This is a genomic window from Andreesenia angusta (assembly GCF_001855385.1).
GTDB classification, from domain to species: Bacteria; Bacillota; Clostridia; order Tissierellales; family Gottschalkiaceae; genus Andreesenia; species Andreesenia angusta.
Genome location: NZ_MKIE01000019.1, coordinates 1 through 15369 on the forward strand (window position 1 = coordinate 1; position 15369 = coordinate 15369).

A 15369-nucleotide genomic window follows, 5' to 3' on the forward strand; every position below is an offset into this window, starting at 1 on the left:
GGAAAAAGGGGGGCGGCAAGGGTACCGGGATAGGCGCCTGGTCCTTCAGGCACTTGGAAGCCCCGGAGATGTAAAAGCCAGGCGGTTTCCCGTGCGAGCTATGGTGAGCGCGGTATGGGAAATGGCCTGGCTATACCTTGTAGTTAAATCTATCTGCTCCACACTCCACTGATCTCCGCCTAAAATTTCATAATACTCATGATACTTTCCCAGCCCGAAAGGTTTCCAGCAAGCTTTTAGGGTATTTAAGCATTAGATTGAACATACAGAATATATATCGAGAGGGAGGGCTTTTTATGTACAGCGAAGAAAGCGACAGAGAGCATAGGCTTATAAAAGAAGAGGAAGCTAAAAAAGCGAGACAGGAAAAAGAAGCTAAGGATAAAATGATAAGACGGGCAAAAGAAGATGAAGCCAAAACAGCAAGACAAGAGAAAGAGGCTAGAGATAAACAATTAAAACAGTCACACGACCTTGATAGCGAAGTATCCAGAAAAGCAAGGCAACTACAAGAAGAGGAAGCCCGAGAAATAAGGCTTGAAAAAGAAGAAGACTCCAGGACAAAGAGACGATCAGCTCAGGATGACTCAGAAAATATCAGAAGATAGTACCTAAACCACTTTCCTAAAGCACTTTCCCTACACCTCTTATCCTTTCTTTGAGATACTGGTATCAATAAAGGAAAGGGGGTGCTACCATGCTGCCACTTAGTATAGCAATCAAGTTCACGGACGGACTTGGCAAGGTCAAGACGAGGACTCTTCAGGGAGTCAGGAAGGATCTGACGGACACGCAGATAACAGACTTCGCCATAAACACGCCGGAGCTGATGGGCTTTCTGGAAGTAAATAGCGCAGTGCTTACTACTAGAAGAGCTATAGTATAACGGGGGAACACAGTAAAATAGGAGAGGGGAGGTGCGGAATAGATGGAACTTCTAAGAACAGATTTGCAACTGGAGGTTGTGCTCGCTAACGGGGAAGAAGACAAGTTTCTAATCAGGGACGTAAACCCTGAAATGTCGGATCTCTACGTTACAGAGATGGCGGGCATAATAGCTGAAACGTTTGAAATCAAGGGGCAGAACATAACCAGAGTAAAAGACGTTAGTATCATAAAAACTAACAGGGTGCAACACGAACTGCCAGCATAAATCTAGAATGCGAAAAAGCCGAGATTCCTCGGCTTTTTCTTTGTTTCGTGGGGAAATACAATTTCGGGGGGTGTTTCAGTGTGGAAATTCTGGAACTTCTAAAAGATGGAGAGCTTGCCAACAGCGGCGTACTTGGGGTTGTATGCCTCGCGCTGCTTGGACTGGTAATAGAACTGGTCCGGGAACTCGTAATCAACTACCACAAGAAATAATCTGCCTTATCGCTACAAGCGACAGGCCGTATTTCCTGGAAAGCTGACTATAGGAATATCCATTCCTATAGTCTTTTTTTATGCTCTCGTTTCGCTTATGCCTTGTGGTCGTCTTGTGGGTCGGTATGTAGACCGTGGTCCCTCCGAACTCCTTGGACAGCTCTATGGCCTTCTCCATTCCAACTATAGCAGCTACCGTTTGAAATCCTTCAGGCAACGAGCTAAGTCCTCTTTTCATACTTTTCTCTCTCCTTTCAGATCCCAAAAGTAAATCAGTTTCCATAATTGGTAGACAATTTCCTATTTATATTGTATCATGTATTCGATGTATTTTGGTAGGTTTTTAAGTGTTTTTCTTTATGAAAGGAGAATTAAATGCTTCCAATACAGTTCTATCCTATATTCCACAACCACAACAAGGGGACGAACAATCCCAAGTATATAGTGGTGCATGACACCGGCAATCCGAACGCCGGAGCCATAAACCATTGGAAATACTTCGGGGGTGGAAACAGGAACGCCTCGGCGCACTACTTCGTGGACAACGAGAACATAATCCAGATCATAAAAGATTCAGACTCTGCCTGGCACTGCGGCGATGGAAAAGGAAAGTACGGCATCACCAACAACAACAGCCTGTCTATTGAAATATGCCTTACGGGGAGCCTTGAGAAGTCCATATCTAACGCCAAGGACCTTGTAGAGCACCTTATGTCAAAGCACGGCATACCAATCGAAAATATTGTCAGACATTACGACGCCAGCAGAAAGACTTGCCCTCGCAGCATGAGCGGCAACGACTGGAAACGCTGGACCATCTTTAAAAGCGAGCTCGCCAAAGTCTCGCCCTCAATACCAAAACCCAATAAATCTTCAAACCCCAATATTGAATTTCGCGTCCAGGTGGGAGCGTACTCCAAAAGAGAGAACGCCCTCGACATGGTTTCCAGGCTTAAAGCGGCCGGATTCGACGCGATTATAAAGACAAACTAAGACGGCAGAAGAGCCAGGTCTAGCTTTGCTGTGCGGTTTTTTGCGCCCAACGGCTTGCTGGTGCCTGGAACGTAGCCACAGGCCGCTTCCCCGCCCGCGCTCCCTTGCGGTCGCCGGCGAAGCCGCCTGTGCCACCAGAATCTCCCGGGTGCGCCAGTGCCTTCTGGCTGCGAGTTGGGGGCTTTTTCAGAGTCCCTTCAGCAACAAAACGGGGCTTTTGTGCCACTCGGCAGAGCCGAGCGATCCGCTCCGCTGTGGCAATGCTCCACCACAAAAGCTCCGTTTTGTACAACTCGCATTTGGACACATGCTGTCCGTCTTCGGAAGTTCCGGGGCCGTGCTTCGCACCGCCCCGGCCATCGTCTCAACTTTCTATACAAGAACGGGTTTAAAACTTTGGCGAAGTTTCCTGCATTTCAGGGAACTAGAAAAGGCCCGGCATCCGCCGGACCTAAATTTCTTGTATATGAAATTCATTAGTGATATAATTATGACAATAAAATAAACGGCGTAAATGAAACGAGACATTCTCTCCCTCGCCAAAGTGATAGAATGTCTCCCAATATGCCAAAACCTTAAGGTTTTTTTGACTATTTATTGTTCTATTATAGTGTACTTTGCTATTATAGTCAATAATTTAGAGTAAATTTACCTCCGGTTTTGGCATGGTTCTCATTGATGCCTGATGGAGGTTTTTTTGATGAAATCATACGATATAAACGCCGTGGTATCGGCGAACATGGCAGAGCAATACGGACTTACATTTATGGAACGAGGCTTCTACGAGATTTTGAGAAGCTTCAAATGCAATATAGAACATACTGCGACTCCTGGAATAGGCACTATAGCCAAGGCCATGGGGTGCTGTAGAAATACGGCGAAAAAATACATAAATAAGCTGGTGGATAAAGGGCTTATCTGGAAGACAGAGCGACCTGTAGTCCGTCCAGACGGCAGGAAGTGGAATGACACTCATCTCTATACTTTCGTGGCGGAGAAGCATGGAAAGCCTGTATTCCAGGAGTCCAGAGATGTCAAAGTCCAAACGGAGAGCCCTTACCAGAAGATAAAGGCTACTTTCGAAGAAGCCAGAGATGAGCTTAGAAAGCTTCACGGAAAGGAGCTTTGCGACAGGGCGTTCAAAATTTGCATCAGGAACCTAAGGACAGGTGTCACAAGCTACGTGAAGAATCCACTCAACTACATGAAGTCGGTTATAAAGAACATAGTCAAGGAGTCTGCGCTTGAGAAGGCCCAAAAGGAGTACGCAAACAGCTTTGAAGAGTCGGATGTCAAAGACGAGTCTAATTCGAAAAAGCAGGAAAAGCCAAGATATGCTGCACCTTATAGCCAGCCTAGAAAAACGGCTTTCCACAACTTCGAGCAACGTTCAAGCAATTACAGCAACGACGATCTGGAAGCGCTTATAAGGGAGAAGAACAGTCGGAGATAGAATCGCCTCCAAATATTCTTCAGTCGTATCAACTGCATAGATTTTTTTAAAGAGGTTTCCCGAACCTCTGTTTTGTCATGTCCAGATTTATATCCTCTTTGCAACTTCCCCAGCTTTTGGCACCTCATCCCAGACCAACTTCTAAAGCTCCCTAGTTTAATTCTATTTTAAGGATAAATATTCCTTATTCTCTCATGTTTTTGACCAGGTAATTATCTGAACTATATATTTTTTGCAACCAAACTAATTATAGTCTTGTTAAGTTGTGTCTAGAAAGACCTAAAAGATTCATTTAGGGGAAAAGAACTGAAGCTTTAACCCCTAGATAATTTAAAATGCTATATACAGTTTTAGATAGAAGGATACAGATAGTTATCTAAATATTTTTAAAGACAAAAATGCTATAATGTATTCAAACAAAAAAGGAGGATTCAGGAAATGAAATTAAAACAAAGAATATTGTCAATGGCCATAGCTGGCTCGACGCTGATTTCAGGGATATCATTTGCTTTTAACGATATCGGAAATCACTGGTCCAAGAATTACGTGGAATCTCTTTCAGAGAGCAATATCATAAGTGGTTATCAGGATGGTTCCTTTAGGCCCAACAGCTATATCTCAAGAGAAGAAGCGGCTAAAATAGTATCAAACTACATAGGCGGGTCTGAAGATGTGGCTGTTCCATCGGATTCAATTAATAGATGGAGCACGCCGGCCATACAGAACTTGATAGGAAAAGGCATAGTAAAGGGCTACCAAGACGGAACGTTTAAGCCGGAGCGTCAGATAAGCAGGTCTGAGTTTGCCACTCTTATCTACAACGCGCTTTCCAGGGGAGAAAAGCTGGACTCTTCTATAGGTGTGTTTGGAGACGTCTCGAACCACTGGGCGAAGAATGCCGTGCAGACTTTGGCTGGGAACAGAATACTAAAGGGAAGTGAAGACGGTACATTCAAGCCAGACAGGAACATAACAAGAGCTGAGGCGGCAACTATGATTTATATGGCTGAGAATCTAAGCCCAGTGCAGAACACTTTTCAAGAGGCCACTGTAGTCAGTGTTACAGACGGAGACACCATAAAGGTGAGTATAGCTGGAGTCCAGTATACAGTTAGAATGATAGGCATGGACACGCCTGAAACAGTACATCCAAGCAAGCCAGTCGAGCCGTTCGGACCTGAGGCTTCAGCTTTTACAAAGAGCAATCTGACAGGCAGAAAAGTTTATCTTCAAAAGGATGTTTCCGATACGGATAGATATGGAAGGCTGCTCAGGTATGTTTGGACATATAGGCCAAGCAGCAACGAGCCTGGTGTAGAAGAAATAAGGACAGGTATGTTCAATGCAGTATTGCTTATAAACGGATTTGCAAGAGTCTCAACGTATCCGCCAGATGTGAAATACTCTGATTTATTTACAAAGCTTTCACGATATGCCCAAAATGACTACAAGGGAGTTTGGAGCAATCTAAAGCCGGTAGCGCCACCGATGCCAGGACCTGGGCCATCAACCCCACCGACTCCGGAGCCTGCTCCTAGTCCAGCCCCATCCCAAGGACTTATAAAGGGCAATATAAGCTCTAGTGGGGAGAAGATATACCATGTTCCAGGAGGAGCTTACTATGACAGGACGACGATAGACACGTCTAAAGGTGAGAGATGGTTCAACACTGAAGCCGAGGCCGTAGCGGCAGGATGGAGAAAGTCTTCTAAATAGCTTAAAAAACTTCAAATTAAAAAAGGATTTCATAGCTTCAACTTTAATATATATAGTACACCCTAAATGCTACACTCAAGCATTTTTAAACAAAAGAAGGCAGCTCCGTTTAAAGAGCTGCCTTCTTTCTCCATACAGGGGCCTCAAGACATCCTATAGTGCCCTGGAAACGGGTCGGGCACCATAAGCCATGCTCTTTTTACTGACACAAGCTTTATAGAATATATTGGATAAAATACGAAAAAAGTATATAATCGAAATATGATTGAAAAGAGGAGGTTTTTATTTGGGAGAGATAAAAGAAGTAGATGGCTGGGAATTCGAAATTAGGGAAAATGGACTTTTTGATTTGGAGAAGGGCGAGGTTTTGAAAGGGTCGGAGCAGTTCAGCAAAGAAGATCTGGTAGCCCTGATAGACAGAACCAACGAGAACAGCAAGTATTTGGAAGAAACTGAATATATGGAGCCGCCACTTTATTCGTTTGACTATGAGGACGAGTTTATGGTAGGAAATCCATTTTATGAAGAAAGCGAGCGTTTCAGAGTCAATCCTTTCGAATACTACGGAGTTGAGAATATACGAATCCTTATAAACTCTGAAAGGATGGAGTCTTAGAAGGGAATATGAAATCAGAAGTCAGAAAAGCCAAGGTAACCGCCTTGGCTTTTCTGCTACATAATAGCTTCAGTGGGGGGAATATTCCTTAAATCAAAACACAAACATTTATACAAATGTAAATGTTTACATAAATACAAATATAAATAGTTGCAAAGAACAGTCAGATTGAGTCTATTCATATTCTTTAATCGGCTGCTCCAGCTTTTGTTCTACATCATTCCAGTAGCTTTTAAAGCTTGGAGTTCCACGTAGATAGTCGTATATGCGACTTATCTCTTCAGGGGAATGGTAGTATAGAATCCCCGTTATTCGGTTCTTCAGAACCTGGATAGCCTTCAGAGTGGTGCCCACTTCGGCGCTTAGGATGCTGTTTAGGGTTTCAAGAAGCTTTACATTTCCATATACTCGCAGGCGCAAGGCCTTGTACTTGCTCTTGTCTTTGCGATGCCTGGTCGAGTAGTCAAGTGAACTATGTATCTCTATATATGATCTAAGAAATTCGCTATAGCCGTTCAATTTTGGCAGGTCCCGGGCTACAGAGTTCTGAAGAGTCCATCCAATGCTGTATAGCTGCTCAATCGAAATGTCGCTGGTCTTAAGTACATACTGCACATCAGGCTTGCTTTCTTCTCTTTTCTGCGAGTATATGGCGTTCGGAAAATAAGCCTGCATTCGCTCCAAAAAGTATGGATGTCTAAATCTGAATGAGAATCTAGATTCTTCGTCTTGCGATCCGATAGACCAGATGATGCCGAGATCGTAAAGTTCTATACTGCTTATGTCCAAAGTATCACCCCTTCTCTCTCGTTTAGCAAATGTTTGCAATTACAAAAGAGCGACCAGTTTCGGCCACTCTTTTTGACTATCCTTGAGACTTCTTCAGCTCTGCAAACGCTGCGTCCAGCAAGTCTCTTAGAAATTCATTCTTCCTTTTGCCAGAAAGCTCCGAGTATTCTGTGATGCTGTCTATCTGGTCCTGTCTTAAGTAGTAAGTTGCCCTTATAAGCTCAGGCTTGCTTTGCTTTTTGAGTATAGATTCGAAAGAGTTAGATTCGGCTGGGCTTGAATATTCTTTAGCCCCTTCTGCGTGTACCTTTTCCCCTGCCTCTTTTATTCCATCCATAATGCCCTTATTGGCAGCTAGTTTACCCTTTATTGACACGGCTTAAAACCTCCTTCGCTAAAGCTTTGTACTCCTTAGCCCCGCGGCTGTTCTTGTCGAACAGGTTTATAGGGATTCCTTCCTTTTGGCTCTCAAGTATTCTGGAGTTATGGTGAATATAGGTTTCGAAGAGCTCGTCCGAGAACATCTCTTCCAGAGCTTCCCTGATCTCCTTGGTTATCTTTATCCTGTCATCGGCCTTCGTTATAAGCACGCCCAAGATATCAAGGTTTTTGTTTATATTCTGCTTTATCAGCTTCACTATGTTTAATAGCTGGCCCATACCTGAAAGTGACAGGACACCTGAGTCCACCGGTATTATTATGTGGTCGCTGAACGAAAGCGCGTTGACTGTCAGAAGCCCGAGGCTCGGCGGCAGGTCCAGCAGCACGAAGTCGTAGTCGAGCTCGGCGTTTTCAAACGCCCTTTTTAGAATAGTCTCTCGGCTTAGCTCGTTCGCTATTACGATTTCCGTATTCGCCAGACTTATATTGGCCGGAACAAGGTCCACCCCGGAGCCTGTTTTTACTATGGCTTCACTCAGTGGAAGGCCACTTGAAAATATCTCATATGAAGTTTTGTCCAAGCTCTCTGAGTTCACGCCAAGTATTTCGCTCAGATTTCCCTGTGGGTCAAGATCCACGGCTAGAACCTTGTGCCCCATTTCTGCAAGTATAGCGCTGACGCTGGCTGTAGTCGTGGTCTTGGCGACCCCTCCTTTTTGGTTTACAAGACTTATGCTTATCAATGTAAACACCTCCTATACTAATTATATCATAAAAAACATAAACACAAGCAACAATACAAATAAAAACGTTTATGTAAATAAAAATGTAAACATATGTACAAATAAGTATTGCAACTCCAAAAATAAAAGTTGATCTTTTTTCAAATTTCATTTAAAATATAAAGTGGGATTAAAAAGAATCTGTATTTTGAAAGGACGTTTTTGATGAAAAAAAGAGTTGTGGAGCTATTTGCCGGAGTTGGCGGATTTAGAGTTGGGCTTGAAAAAGCTTCTGAAGATTTTGAATTTGTATGGGCCAATCAGTGGGAGCCCAGTAGGAAGTCACAAGATGCTTTCAATTGCTATATAAGCCACTATGGTGAAAGTGAAATGCACAGCAACGAAGATATAGAGAGTGTAGATAAGTCTAGCATTCCTAGACATGATTTGCTCGTAGGGGGGTTTCCATGTCAAGACTACAGTGTTGCAAGGACCAAGGCTGAAGGAATTCATGGAAAGAAAGGTGTACTATGGTGGAGCATTTATGAAACTATAGAGCAACATGAACCGCCATTTGTACTACTAGAAAATGTAGATAGACTTTTAAAGTCACCTTCTAAACAGAGAGGACGCGATTTTGGAGTAATGCTAGCTTGTATGGACCGACTGGGATATTCTGTTGAGTGGAGAATTATCAACGCGGCTGAATATGGCTTTCCTCAGAAAAGAAGAAGGACATTTATATTTGCTTATAAAAATGATACGGAGTATGCAAAAGATCTTAGGGGAAAGACTCTAGAAGAGATAGTTATAAAAGAAGGCTTCTTTCAACAAGAGTTTAAGGCTTCTAGGAAAGATGGTTCGGATAGAATTGGCGAAATAGAGTTTGAGTCTGAAGATATCCCAAGCTTATCAGAGAGCTTCAAGTTTCAGTTTTGGAGCTCTGGTGTCATGAGAAATGGATGTGTTTATACTGAAGAACTCATACCTTTTCCAGGAGATATCGAATTTAAACTTCTTAAGGATGTTCTTGAAAAAGATGTTCCAGAAAAGTACTATCTCAATGGAGAACTAGATGACTGGGAGTACATGAAGGGGTCAAAACGTATCGAAAGGACTCATAAAGAAGGTCATAAGTATACATTTTCAGAAGGAGCTATAGCATTTCCAGATCCGACATCCAGACCAGCCAGAACAATGCTTACGAGTGAATTTTCTAAGAATAGAAGCACACATATAATAAAAGACCCTCAAACCGGGAGACTTAGAAAGCTTACTCCTATGGAGTGCGAAAGGCTTAATGGATTTCCAGACGACTGGACAAATACAGGAATGTCCGAAAGATTTAGATATTTCTGTATGGGAAATGCGCTTGTAGTTGGGTTAGTGGAGAAGATGGGAAGACAGATAGCGAATTTAAAATAGGAGCCTGTACAGGCTCCTGTTTTTTATGTCGGTTTTAGTACTGATAGAAAGAAGGAGTATTTTCTATATTAAAGAGCCTAGGTCTTCCTGCTCCATGATTGTTGCATCTCAATATAATTTCCTGGGTGCTTATATTTATTATTCTTTCTGCTGCACAGATTGCTTCAAAGTATCTGCAGAAAGGAAGCTTTATTCCAGCATAACCATTGCTTCTTGGATAGTTTACTTCCTCTTGCAGCGTTACCCAGTAAACAAGATGCTTGAGAAACTCCAGTTTATAGTTATTATATTCTGTATTTGTTCCATTAGTATATACGTCTTCTAAAAAGCTTTTTAGCTGCTGGAAACTGAATGTCTTTAGGTTTATGTGCTCAATTAGAGTTTCAGCAATATAAGCGTGGGTTGGAGCATCATCCATCCCTAAGGTTAGTCGGTAGTCGCCATGTCTTTTACGACCAGGATAGTTTATAGTCAGGTCCGGATATTCTCCATCTTTATATACCACACGGCTTCCTTTCCCTTCAAGTTTCTTCACATATGTTAGGCCTTCACTATAATTCATAAAATCCTCCTTTGTTTTTCAATTAATTCATATACAACACATTTTTTATAATTGTTCGAAGTCAAGCATTCCAGTCAGCTCATTATATTTATATTTTATGAGCTTCAGATTCGTCCAGGTTTCCGATATAGCCGGTCTTCTGCCCTTCATGTAATTCCTAGCGCAGACCTCGTCTCTGTACTTTACGACATGTTCTGGAAAGTCTGAAGCCAGAATGAAGGCCTCAATCATAGAGTAGTCTCCGTAGGCGTATTCCTGGTTTATCCAGTCGACGTATTTCATCGTCTGATTTATTACATCCTTTTTGGCAGCATCTTTCTTTATCTCTATAGTCAGATACTTAGAAATGGTGCCAAATCCTTCTATCTTCCGGTACCCGAATACATCCATCTTATCCATATAGTCTATAGGTTTAAACGGAGATGCTGCGACCTGATGTGATACATAGTCCCACCTTCCAAATATTGATTCTTTACATCTGGACAGCATATCCATGACAGCAACTTCTATCGCCATTTCATGTCTCAACTTGCTTCCATCTTTGCAACTAAAGAGAACATCCTTTACCGACAGGCTATGTCTACTAGACACTTTAGATGACAAAGATTCATGAAAAGCTGAATCATGATTAAAGCAGTCAACTGAAGAGCCGATACTTGCCTCATTCCTTTTCAGAATAGCGTCTCTTAAGGCCTGGTCTTCTTCCTCATCCACCTTTATGAACGATAGCTTCCAGAGAGTCCTGAGCATTCTGATTTTCTGGGGATTTGACGCAAGCATGTCATCCATATCTATACCATTCTCAAAGAATCCTGGAGACGGCTTAAAGAAGCAAACACATCTATTACATAGATTGGATTCATCATCCAAAAGCATTTCGTCTTTAATGTTCTTGAACTCAGGGAAGGAGGGCCAAAGGGCTCTTGGATAGTTCATGTATTTGCAGTCTCCTTCGATGTCGACCATCTCGCCTCTTCCGTATATCATTCTATCTATGAAGAAGTAGACGCTATCACCTGGTTTCATTCCGCAGTAGTCTGCGAATGTACCTTCATGGTGAATCATCCATAGTCCATTTTTGGGCGCGCTTAGGTTTGTGCTGTAGCATCCTTTCTTTATACAGGACTTCAGCGAGTCTAAGCTGTCCAATGTGAATATATATCCTGCCATGTCTAGTCCTCCTCTTGCAAGCTTATCTGTTCTAATATGAAAGAGTTGTTGAGCCAGAAGCATTGTTTCGGCATCTTCCTTCCGTCTGGAAGAGGATAAGTGTCCTCACTGTTTTGAGCATGAGGTCTAACATGTGAAACAGGATTTTCACTAGGAGAAGGTAAGTTGTTGAATGTCCTTTTGCCTTTTTGAGTAAGAACGACTCCATCTTTTATAATTTGCTTCGCTTCTTTCCAGACCTTCTTAACCTCTGTATCTAGTATGCCTATAGGCATATTCCAGAACATCTCTTTATCTAGTATAAGGTTACCATTCTTGTCTTTTTTGTATATCACAAAGAAGAATCGGGTTTCAGAGAGCATAGTCCTGAATTCAGATTCCTCCCAAGATTCGTTTACTAGGTCTTTAAACTTAAATGTCGGGAAGGACATGTGTTCTTTTATCTTTCCATTATACTCAATTCTTATAGCCTTTACTTTTATATTGGCTTTCTCGAACTCAGATGCATTCTTAGATTCTACTCCCAAGATTTTAAGAGCTACTCTGGAAGTTCTATCTTTAGACTTAGGGTTAATGTTGAACTCTGTCATTAACTCGTCCAGACTTCTTCCCCTATGTTTTCTTATTTCACTCTTAACATATTCTTCGAACGAGTACTCTTCGAGTGCTGAAGGGTCCTTCACTATCGACTCGTAAGTGCCTATGTCGTTGAGTATGTAGTTTCTTAGAATACTGGTCATATAGGAGCCTTTAAGCGAGAAGGCCCTTTGGGGTGCCAATATATCTGAATTTGGCTGCTTTCTCATGCTCTTAGCAGCAGTGCTTCCCTTTGTACATGCTCCAAGGTACATTGTGTCGCCCTCAGAAAGCTCATGGGCTTTTCCGTTCCTAATCTTACGGACGATCTTTTCCCAATCCTGAGTTATTATCTTTAAGTCTTCTTCAGGGTACTTAAAAAGCTTGACGTAATCGATACTGTAGTCCAAAGGATTACTAGCCAAAATATCGTGAAAGTACCATATCAGCAGCAGTAACTTATTCTTGTGATAAAAGGAGCTGTTAAAAAAATCTTCATGTACAATTTTATTGAAGTCGATTATATTTAGCACTAATCGCTCCTTAGCTGAAAGCTTTCCATTTTTAAGTTTTTTGTAAGGTGTTACTTTTAGCTCCACTCCGGCTTCAGGAAAATCAGGGTTTGGATTACTATTAGGATTATATCGAAAATGATATTTTTCTACTAATTGACCTAACTTTCCTTTCCCATTGTAATCTTTGGAGTCTTCTGGAAGAATGTCATTGAACGTACTCCCAATAAGCTCCTTGGCGAAATTTTCTATGGATTCTGGTGAATTTTTATTGTAGATAGTTTATCCCTCCAATCTTTTACTTTAAATATGATACCACAATGTGGGAATATCAATCAAATAAAGGAAAGCTTTGTATAAATAACTCTTCTTATGGGTAAAATACAATGTAGATAAAAGTATAGTCAAAAACAACAGGAGGAAGTACTATGATATTTACGTTTGAAGAACTTTATAGCGCAAGTCTTATTCAAGGAGCTGTCTATGAAGGTGGGAAAAACAAGTCTCCCACTAAAGATGATCCACTAAGCAAAATTTTTAGAATAGAAGGCTGTAGAAGAGGTATTGGAAATCAAGGTGGTTTCAGAAAAGCTCTTAAGGAACGAGAAGGGAAGCCGGTAAGTGGTAAAGTTGCTTTTGTAGTAATAGTAGATAGTGGTAAACAAGAAGAGTGGCCGAATAGTTTCGACGAAGATTCAGGTATATTTACTTACTACGGAGACAATAGAATTCCAAATAATGATATATTCAAAACTAAAAATCTTGGAAATAAGTTTCTTTACGAAATCTTCAGGAAATCTTACGGTACACCTGATGAAAGAGCAGAAATCCCACCTATTTTCATATTTAAATCTACTGGTAATGGATGTGACAAGAGATTTATTGGACTTGCTGTACCTGGGGTAACTGGAAAAAGCTTTGAAGAATGTTTAGAGCGAAGAGCTTTTGAAACAGATGAAGGAAACTTTGAAAACTTTGTCGCGCAATTCACTGTAATGGACACGTCTAAAGAAGTAATAAATAGAGAATGGCTAAAAGAAATTAAACTTAAGGAGTCATTAATAAGCTATTATGAACCGGCTCAATGGACTAAATATATCATAAATGGAATTAGTGAGAGTCCTTATACACTTGGATACAAAGAGGTATCGTTGGTTGAAGAAGAATACATTAATATTGAAAATGAGACTGTTAGAAAAGTAAAGGTCAGGATTACTCAAGGGAAATTTAGAGATAAGCTTATCGAAAGAGATAAGAGCTGTCTTATATGTGGTCTTAATATTAAAGAGCTCTTGGTGGCTAGCCATATTAAGCCTTGGAGTGAGTCAAATAACCACGAGAAGCAAGATTCCGACAATGGACTATTGTTATGTATAGGGCATGATGCTCTCTTTGATAAGGGTTACATTTCATTTGAAGATGATGGAAAGATATTGATATCAAATAAAATAAATGCTAAAGACTATCCAAAGCTAAACGTAAACGAAAGTATTAAACTCAGAGTCGATGATAAGAATCAAAACAAATATATGCAGTATCATAGAGACAGTATTTTTATAAAATAGCCCTAATTTAAACAACATAAGTACGTATTATGGTGCCCTTTGCCCAAATTTAGTATATAATAGAGATATTTAGAACCTAATATTTCAATATATGGGAGCTGACAAAATGAAAAATCTAAGTGCGTACAGGGAAGAGCTGCTGTGCAGGGAGCTCGCTGAAAGCACTATAAGGAAGTATCTAAAGGACCTCCGGGACTTTCTGGAGTTTGCAGACGGGGCGGAAGTCTCTATGGAGCTGCTGATCCAGTACAAAAGGGAGCTACTGGACAGTTTTAAGCTGTCCACCGTGAACAACAAGATCACCATTCTGAACAACTACCTGAAGTTCTGTGGCCTGGACCTCAAGCTGAAGCAGGAAAGGCAACAGCGAAAAACTTCACTGGATAACGTGATCACGGAGAGAGAGTTTAAAAGACTTGTAAGGGCTGCGGAGAATCTGAAAAAGATCAGGCTGAAGTATATAATGCTGACTCTCTACTACACCGGAATGAGGGTGTCGGAGCTTAAATTTCTGACAGTGGAAGCACTCAAAAACGGCTATATGGAAGTCAAGTGCAAGGGGAAGCACAGGTATATCCCGCTTTCTGAAAATCTTGTAGAAGAGCTCGGACATTATGTAAACTTGAAATGCATAAGCTCCGGTACAGTCTTCCGCACTTCCAACGGCCATCCGATAGACAGATCCAATATATTCAGGCAGCTTAAGGAAATAGCCAAGTTCGCTGGAGTCAGTGAATGCAAGGTCTACCCTCACAGCTTTAGGCATCTTTTCGCAAAGCAGTGGCTGCGCCACAACAACCAGAACGTGTTGGAGCTTGCGAATATACTTGGGCATAGCTCGCTTGAGACTACGAGAATCTATACTACGCTATCTATTGAGGAGCAGAGGGAGACAATTAGGTTTTGATAGATAATGGCTTAGCGTATAATTTGTCGGTTTTGCGGACGCTACTCCTAGAAGAGTAAAGCGGAAGAATAAAATCTCAAGTTCCCCGTTTTCGGCAATGCCGAGGGGAAAGGAAAAGGTCGGAGAGACAAGGAGAAAAGGGTGGAGATTTTTCGAGTGTTTTTTCGAAAAATACTACCCGCACCTTGTCGTGAAGACAGAGAAACTATGGCTTCTTAAATTAATTGTATTGGAAACCTCTGTTTGGTAAGAGTAGATAAGTATGTTAAACTATGGTGAACGAGGGGGAATTTGGACATGAAAAAAAAGAATGCTGTTATAATGGCTATATCGCTGACATCTTTAATTTGTTTAGTACTTTTTGCTTTTATTAGCTATTACACTTCGATGAATAGAAAGATATCTAAAGATTTGAATTCTAGTATTCCTATCACTTTAGAATTCGAATATAAAGACAGTCATCATTGGTTCTTAGGAGATGGTGCTACTAGGGGTACCGTCCTATTTATGCGGATTAACAACGTTAAGAAAAATAAATTACAAAAAAGCTTGTTTTTTCCAATGCTTAGCATAAAAGAAAACAAGCTTTTGTTTGCAATTTTCAAAAAATAGTATTC

General features: G+C 41.3%; 19 protein-coding genes. 12 read left to right on the forward strand and 7 right to left on the reverse strand.

The features are described from left to right. Positions 1–296 precede the first annotated feature (296 nt). From EUAN_RS11690 to EUAN_RS13005, 4 genes are all read left to right on the forward strand, one after another. Positions 297–608, forward strand: coding sequence for a hypothetical protein (locus tag EUAN_RS11690; protein WP_071064720.1), 312 nt, complete (start codon positions 297–299; stop codon positions 606–608). Between the two features lie 89 nt (positions 609–697). Next, positions 698–886, forward strand: a complete 189-nt coding sequence (locus EUAN_RS11695; RefSeq protein ID WP_071064722.1) for a hypothetical protein — start codon at positions 698–700, stop codon at positions 884–886. A gap of 42 nt (positions 887–928) precedes the next feature. After that, a complete protein-coding gene (locus tag EUAN_RS11700) occupies positions 929–1153 on the forward strand; it encodes a hypothetical protein (RefSeq protein ID WP_071064724.1) in 225 nt (74 codons plus the stop codon). Between the two features lie 80 nt (positions 1154–1233). After that, a complete protein-coding gene (locus EUAN_RS13005) occupies positions 1234–1365 on the forward strand; it encodes a hypothetical protein (protein WP_281182100.1) in 132 nt (43 codons plus the stop codon). Here EUAN_RS13005 and EUAN_RS11705 read toward each other — a convergent pair. Further along, on the reverse strand, positions 1346–1603 hold the full coding sequence (locus EUAN_RS11705; protein WP_071064725.1) for a Mor transcription activator family protein: 258 nt from the start codon (positions 1601–1603) through the stop codon (positions 1346–1348). The two genes, EUAN_RS13005 and EUAN_RS11705, sit on opposite strands and share 20 nt — an antisense overlap. A gap of 137 nt (positions 1604–1740) precedes the next feature. On the opposite strand from EUAN_RS11705, the gene EUAN_RS11710 reads away from it, so the two are divergent. From EUAN_RS11710 to EUAN_RS11730, 4 genes are all read left to right on the forward strand, one after another. After that, positions 1741–2358 (forward strand): N-acetylmuramoyl-L-alanine amidase, encoded by a 618-nt coding sequence (locus EUAN_RS11710; protein ID WP_071064727.1) that lies wholly within the window; start codon positions 1741–1743, stop codon positions 2356–2358. A gap of 700 nt (positions 2359–3058) precedes the next feature. After that, positions 3059–3811 (forward strand): helix-turn-helix domain-containing protein, encoded by a 753-nt coding sequence (locus EUAN_RS11720; RefSeq protein ID WP_071064731.1) that lies wholly within the window; start codon positions 3059–3061, stop codon positions 3809–3811. Positions 3812–4249: 438 nt separating this feature from the next. Beyond that, complete coding sequence (locus EUAN_RS11725; protein WP_071064733.1) at positions 4250–5527, forward strand: S-layer homology domain-containing protein; 1278 nt, start codon at positions 4250–4252, stop codon at positions 5525–5527. A gap of 286 nt (positions 5528–5813) precedes the next feature. Beyond that, complete coding sequence (locus EUAN_RS11730; RefSeq protein WP_071064735.1) at positions 5814–6143, forward strand: hypothetical protein; 330 nt, start codon at positions 5814–5816, stop codon at positions 6141–6143. A gap of 174 nt (positions 6144–6317) precedes the next feature. On the opposite strand, the gene EUAN_RS11735 is transcribed toward EUAN_RS11730, so the two are convergent. The 3 genes from EUAN_RS11735 to EUAN_RS11745 all read right to left on the reverse strand — a co-directional run bounded on the left by EUAN_RS11735 (position 6318) and on the right by EUAN_RS11745 (position 8056). After that, a complete protein-coding gene (locus EUAN_RS11735) occupies positions 6318–6932 on the reverse strand; it encodes a hypothetical protein (protein ID WP_071064737.1) in 615 nt (204 codons plus the stop codon). A 76-nt stretch (positions 6933–7008) separates the two neighbouring features. Next, positions 7009–7308: a hypothetical protein gene (locus tag EUAN_RS11740; protein ID WP_071064739.1), complete on the reverse strand. Its 300-nt coding sequence runs from the start codon at positions 7306–7308 to the stop codon at positions 7009–7011. Next, a complete protein-coding gene (locus EUAN_RS11745) occupies positions 7292–8056 on the reverse strand; it encodes a ParA family protein (RefSeq protein ID WP_071064741.1) in 765 nt (254 codons plus the stop codon). Before EUAN_RS11745 ends, EUAN_RS11740 begins: the two co-directional genes overlap by 17 nt. Before the next feature lie 204 nt (positions 8057–8260). Between EUAN_RS11745 and EUAN_RS11750 the strand changes: the two genes are divergently transcribed. Next, positions 8261–9460, forward strand: a complete 1200-nt coding sequence (locus tag EUAN_RS11750; RefSeq protein ID WP_071064743.1) for a DNA cytosine methyltransferase — start codon at positions 8261–8263, stop codon at positions 9458–9460. A gap of 34 nt (positions 9461–9494) precedes the next feature. Here the strand turns inward: EUAN_RS11750 and EUAN_RS11755 are convergent, their stop codons facing one another. Genes EUAN_RS11755 through EUAN_RS11765 form a run of 3 tightly spaced genes read right to left on the reverse strand, consistent with a single transcriptional unit; the run spans position 9495 to position 12559 of the window. Continuing rightward, entirely contained in the window at positions 9495–10022 is a 528-nt protein-coding gene (locus tag EUAN_RS11755; RefSeq protein WP_084655929.1) for a hypothetical protein, read from the reverse strand. A gap of 45 nt (positions 10023–10067) precedes the next feature. After that, positions 10068–11255, reverse strand: a complete 1188-nt coding sequence (locus EUAN_RS12830; protein WP_211266367.1) for a PDDEXK family nuclease — start codon at positions 11253–11255, stop codon at positions 10068–10070. Further along, positions 11195–12559: a Sau3AI family type II restriction endonuclease gene (locus EUAN_RS11765; protein WP_071064744.1), complete on the reverse strand. Its 1365-nt coding sequence runs from the start codon at positions 12557–12559 to the stop codon at positions 11195–11197. The genes EUAN_RS12830 and EUAN_RS11765 overlap by 61 nt, the downstream gene beginning before the upstream one ends. 149 nt (positions 12560–12708) lie before the next feature. On the opposite strand from EUAN_RS11765, the gene EUAN_RS11770 reads away from it, so the two are divergent. The 3 genes from EUAN_RS11770 (at position 12709) to EUAN_RS11780 (ending at position 15364) form a co-directional block, all read left to right on the forward strand. Next, positions 12709–13845 (forward strand): HNH endonuclease, encoded by a 1137-nt coding sequence (locus tag EUAN_RS11770; protein WP_071064746.1) that lies wholly within the window; start codon positions 12709–12711, stop codon positions 13843–13845. A gap of 106 nt (positions 13846–13951) precedes the next feature. After that, the gene (locus EUAN_RS11775; protein ID WP_169817392.1) at positions 13952–14752 is read left to right on the forward strand and encodes a tyrosine-type recombinase/integrase; all 801 of its coding nucleotides are present in this window, start codon (positions 13952–13954) and stop codon (positions 14750–14752) included. A gap of 297 nt (positions 14753–15049) precedes the next feature. Further along, on the forward strand, positions 15050–15364 hold the full coding sequence (locus EUAN_RS11780; protein ID WP_071064750.1) for a hypothetical protein: 315 nt from the start codon (positions 15050–15052) through the stop codon (positions 15362–15364). The last annotated feature ends 5 nt before the right edge of the window (positions 15365–15369 follow it).

What these genes read in the sequence shown, in the direction of transcription:
- EUAN_RS11725 (WP_071064733.1), top strand. Translation starts at nt 4,250, where the DNA reads ATGAAATTAAAACAAAGAATATTGTCAATGGCCATAGCTGGCTCGACG.
- EUAN_RS11695 (WP_071064722.1), top strand. Translation starts at nt 698, where the DNA reads ATGCTGCCACTTAGTATAGCAATCAAGTTCACGGACGGACTTGGCAAG.
- EUAN_RS11775 (WP_169817392.1), top strand. Translation starts at nt 13,952, where the DNA reads ATGAAAAATCTAAGTGCGTACAGGGAAGAGCTGCTGTGCAGGGAGCTC.
- EUAN_RS11710 (WP_071064727.1), top strand. Translation starts at nt 1,741, where the DNA reads ATGCTTCCAATACAGTTCTATCCTATATTCCACAACCACAACAAGGGG.
- EUAN_RS11700 (WP_071064724.1), top strand. Translation starts at nt 929, where the DNA reads ATGGAACTTCTAAGAACAGATTTGCAACTGGAGGTTGTGCTCGCTAAC.
- EUAN_RS12830 (WP_211266367.1), bottom strand. Translation starts at nt 11,255, where the DNA reads ATGCTTCTGGCTCAACAACTCTTTCATATTAGAACAGATAAGCTTGCA.
- EUAN_RS11690 (WP_071064720.1), top strand. Translation starts at nt 297, where the DNA reads ATGTACAGCGAAGAAAGCGACAGAGAGCATAGGCTTATAAAAGAAGAG.
- EUAN_RS11720 (WP_071064731.1), top strand. Translation starts at nt 3,059, where the DNA reads ATGAAATCATACGATATAAACGCCGTGGTATCGGCGAACATGGCAGAG.
- EUAN_RS11750 (WP_071064743.1), top strand. Translation starts at nt 8,261, where the DNA reads ATGAAAAAAAGAGTTGTGGAGCTATTTGCCGGAGTTGGCGGATTTAGA.
- EUAN_RS11780 (WP_071064750.1), top strand. Translation starts at nt 15,050, where the DNA reads ATGAAAAAAAAGAATGCTGTTATAATGGCTATATCGCTGACATCTTTA.
- EUAN_RS11755 (WP_084655929.1), bottom strand. Translation starts at nt 10,022, where the DNA reads ATGAATTATAGTGAAGGCCTAACATATGTGAAGAAACTTGAAGGGAAA.
- EUAN_RS11770 (WP_071064746.1), top strand. Translation starts at nt 12,709, where the DNA reads ATGATATTTACGTTTGAAGAACTTTATAGCGCAAGTCTTATTCAAGGA.
- EUAN_RS11705 (WP_071064725.1), bottom strand. Translation starts at nt 1,603, where the DNA reads ATGAAAAGAGGACTTAGCTCGTTGCCTGAAGGATTTCAAACGGTAGCT.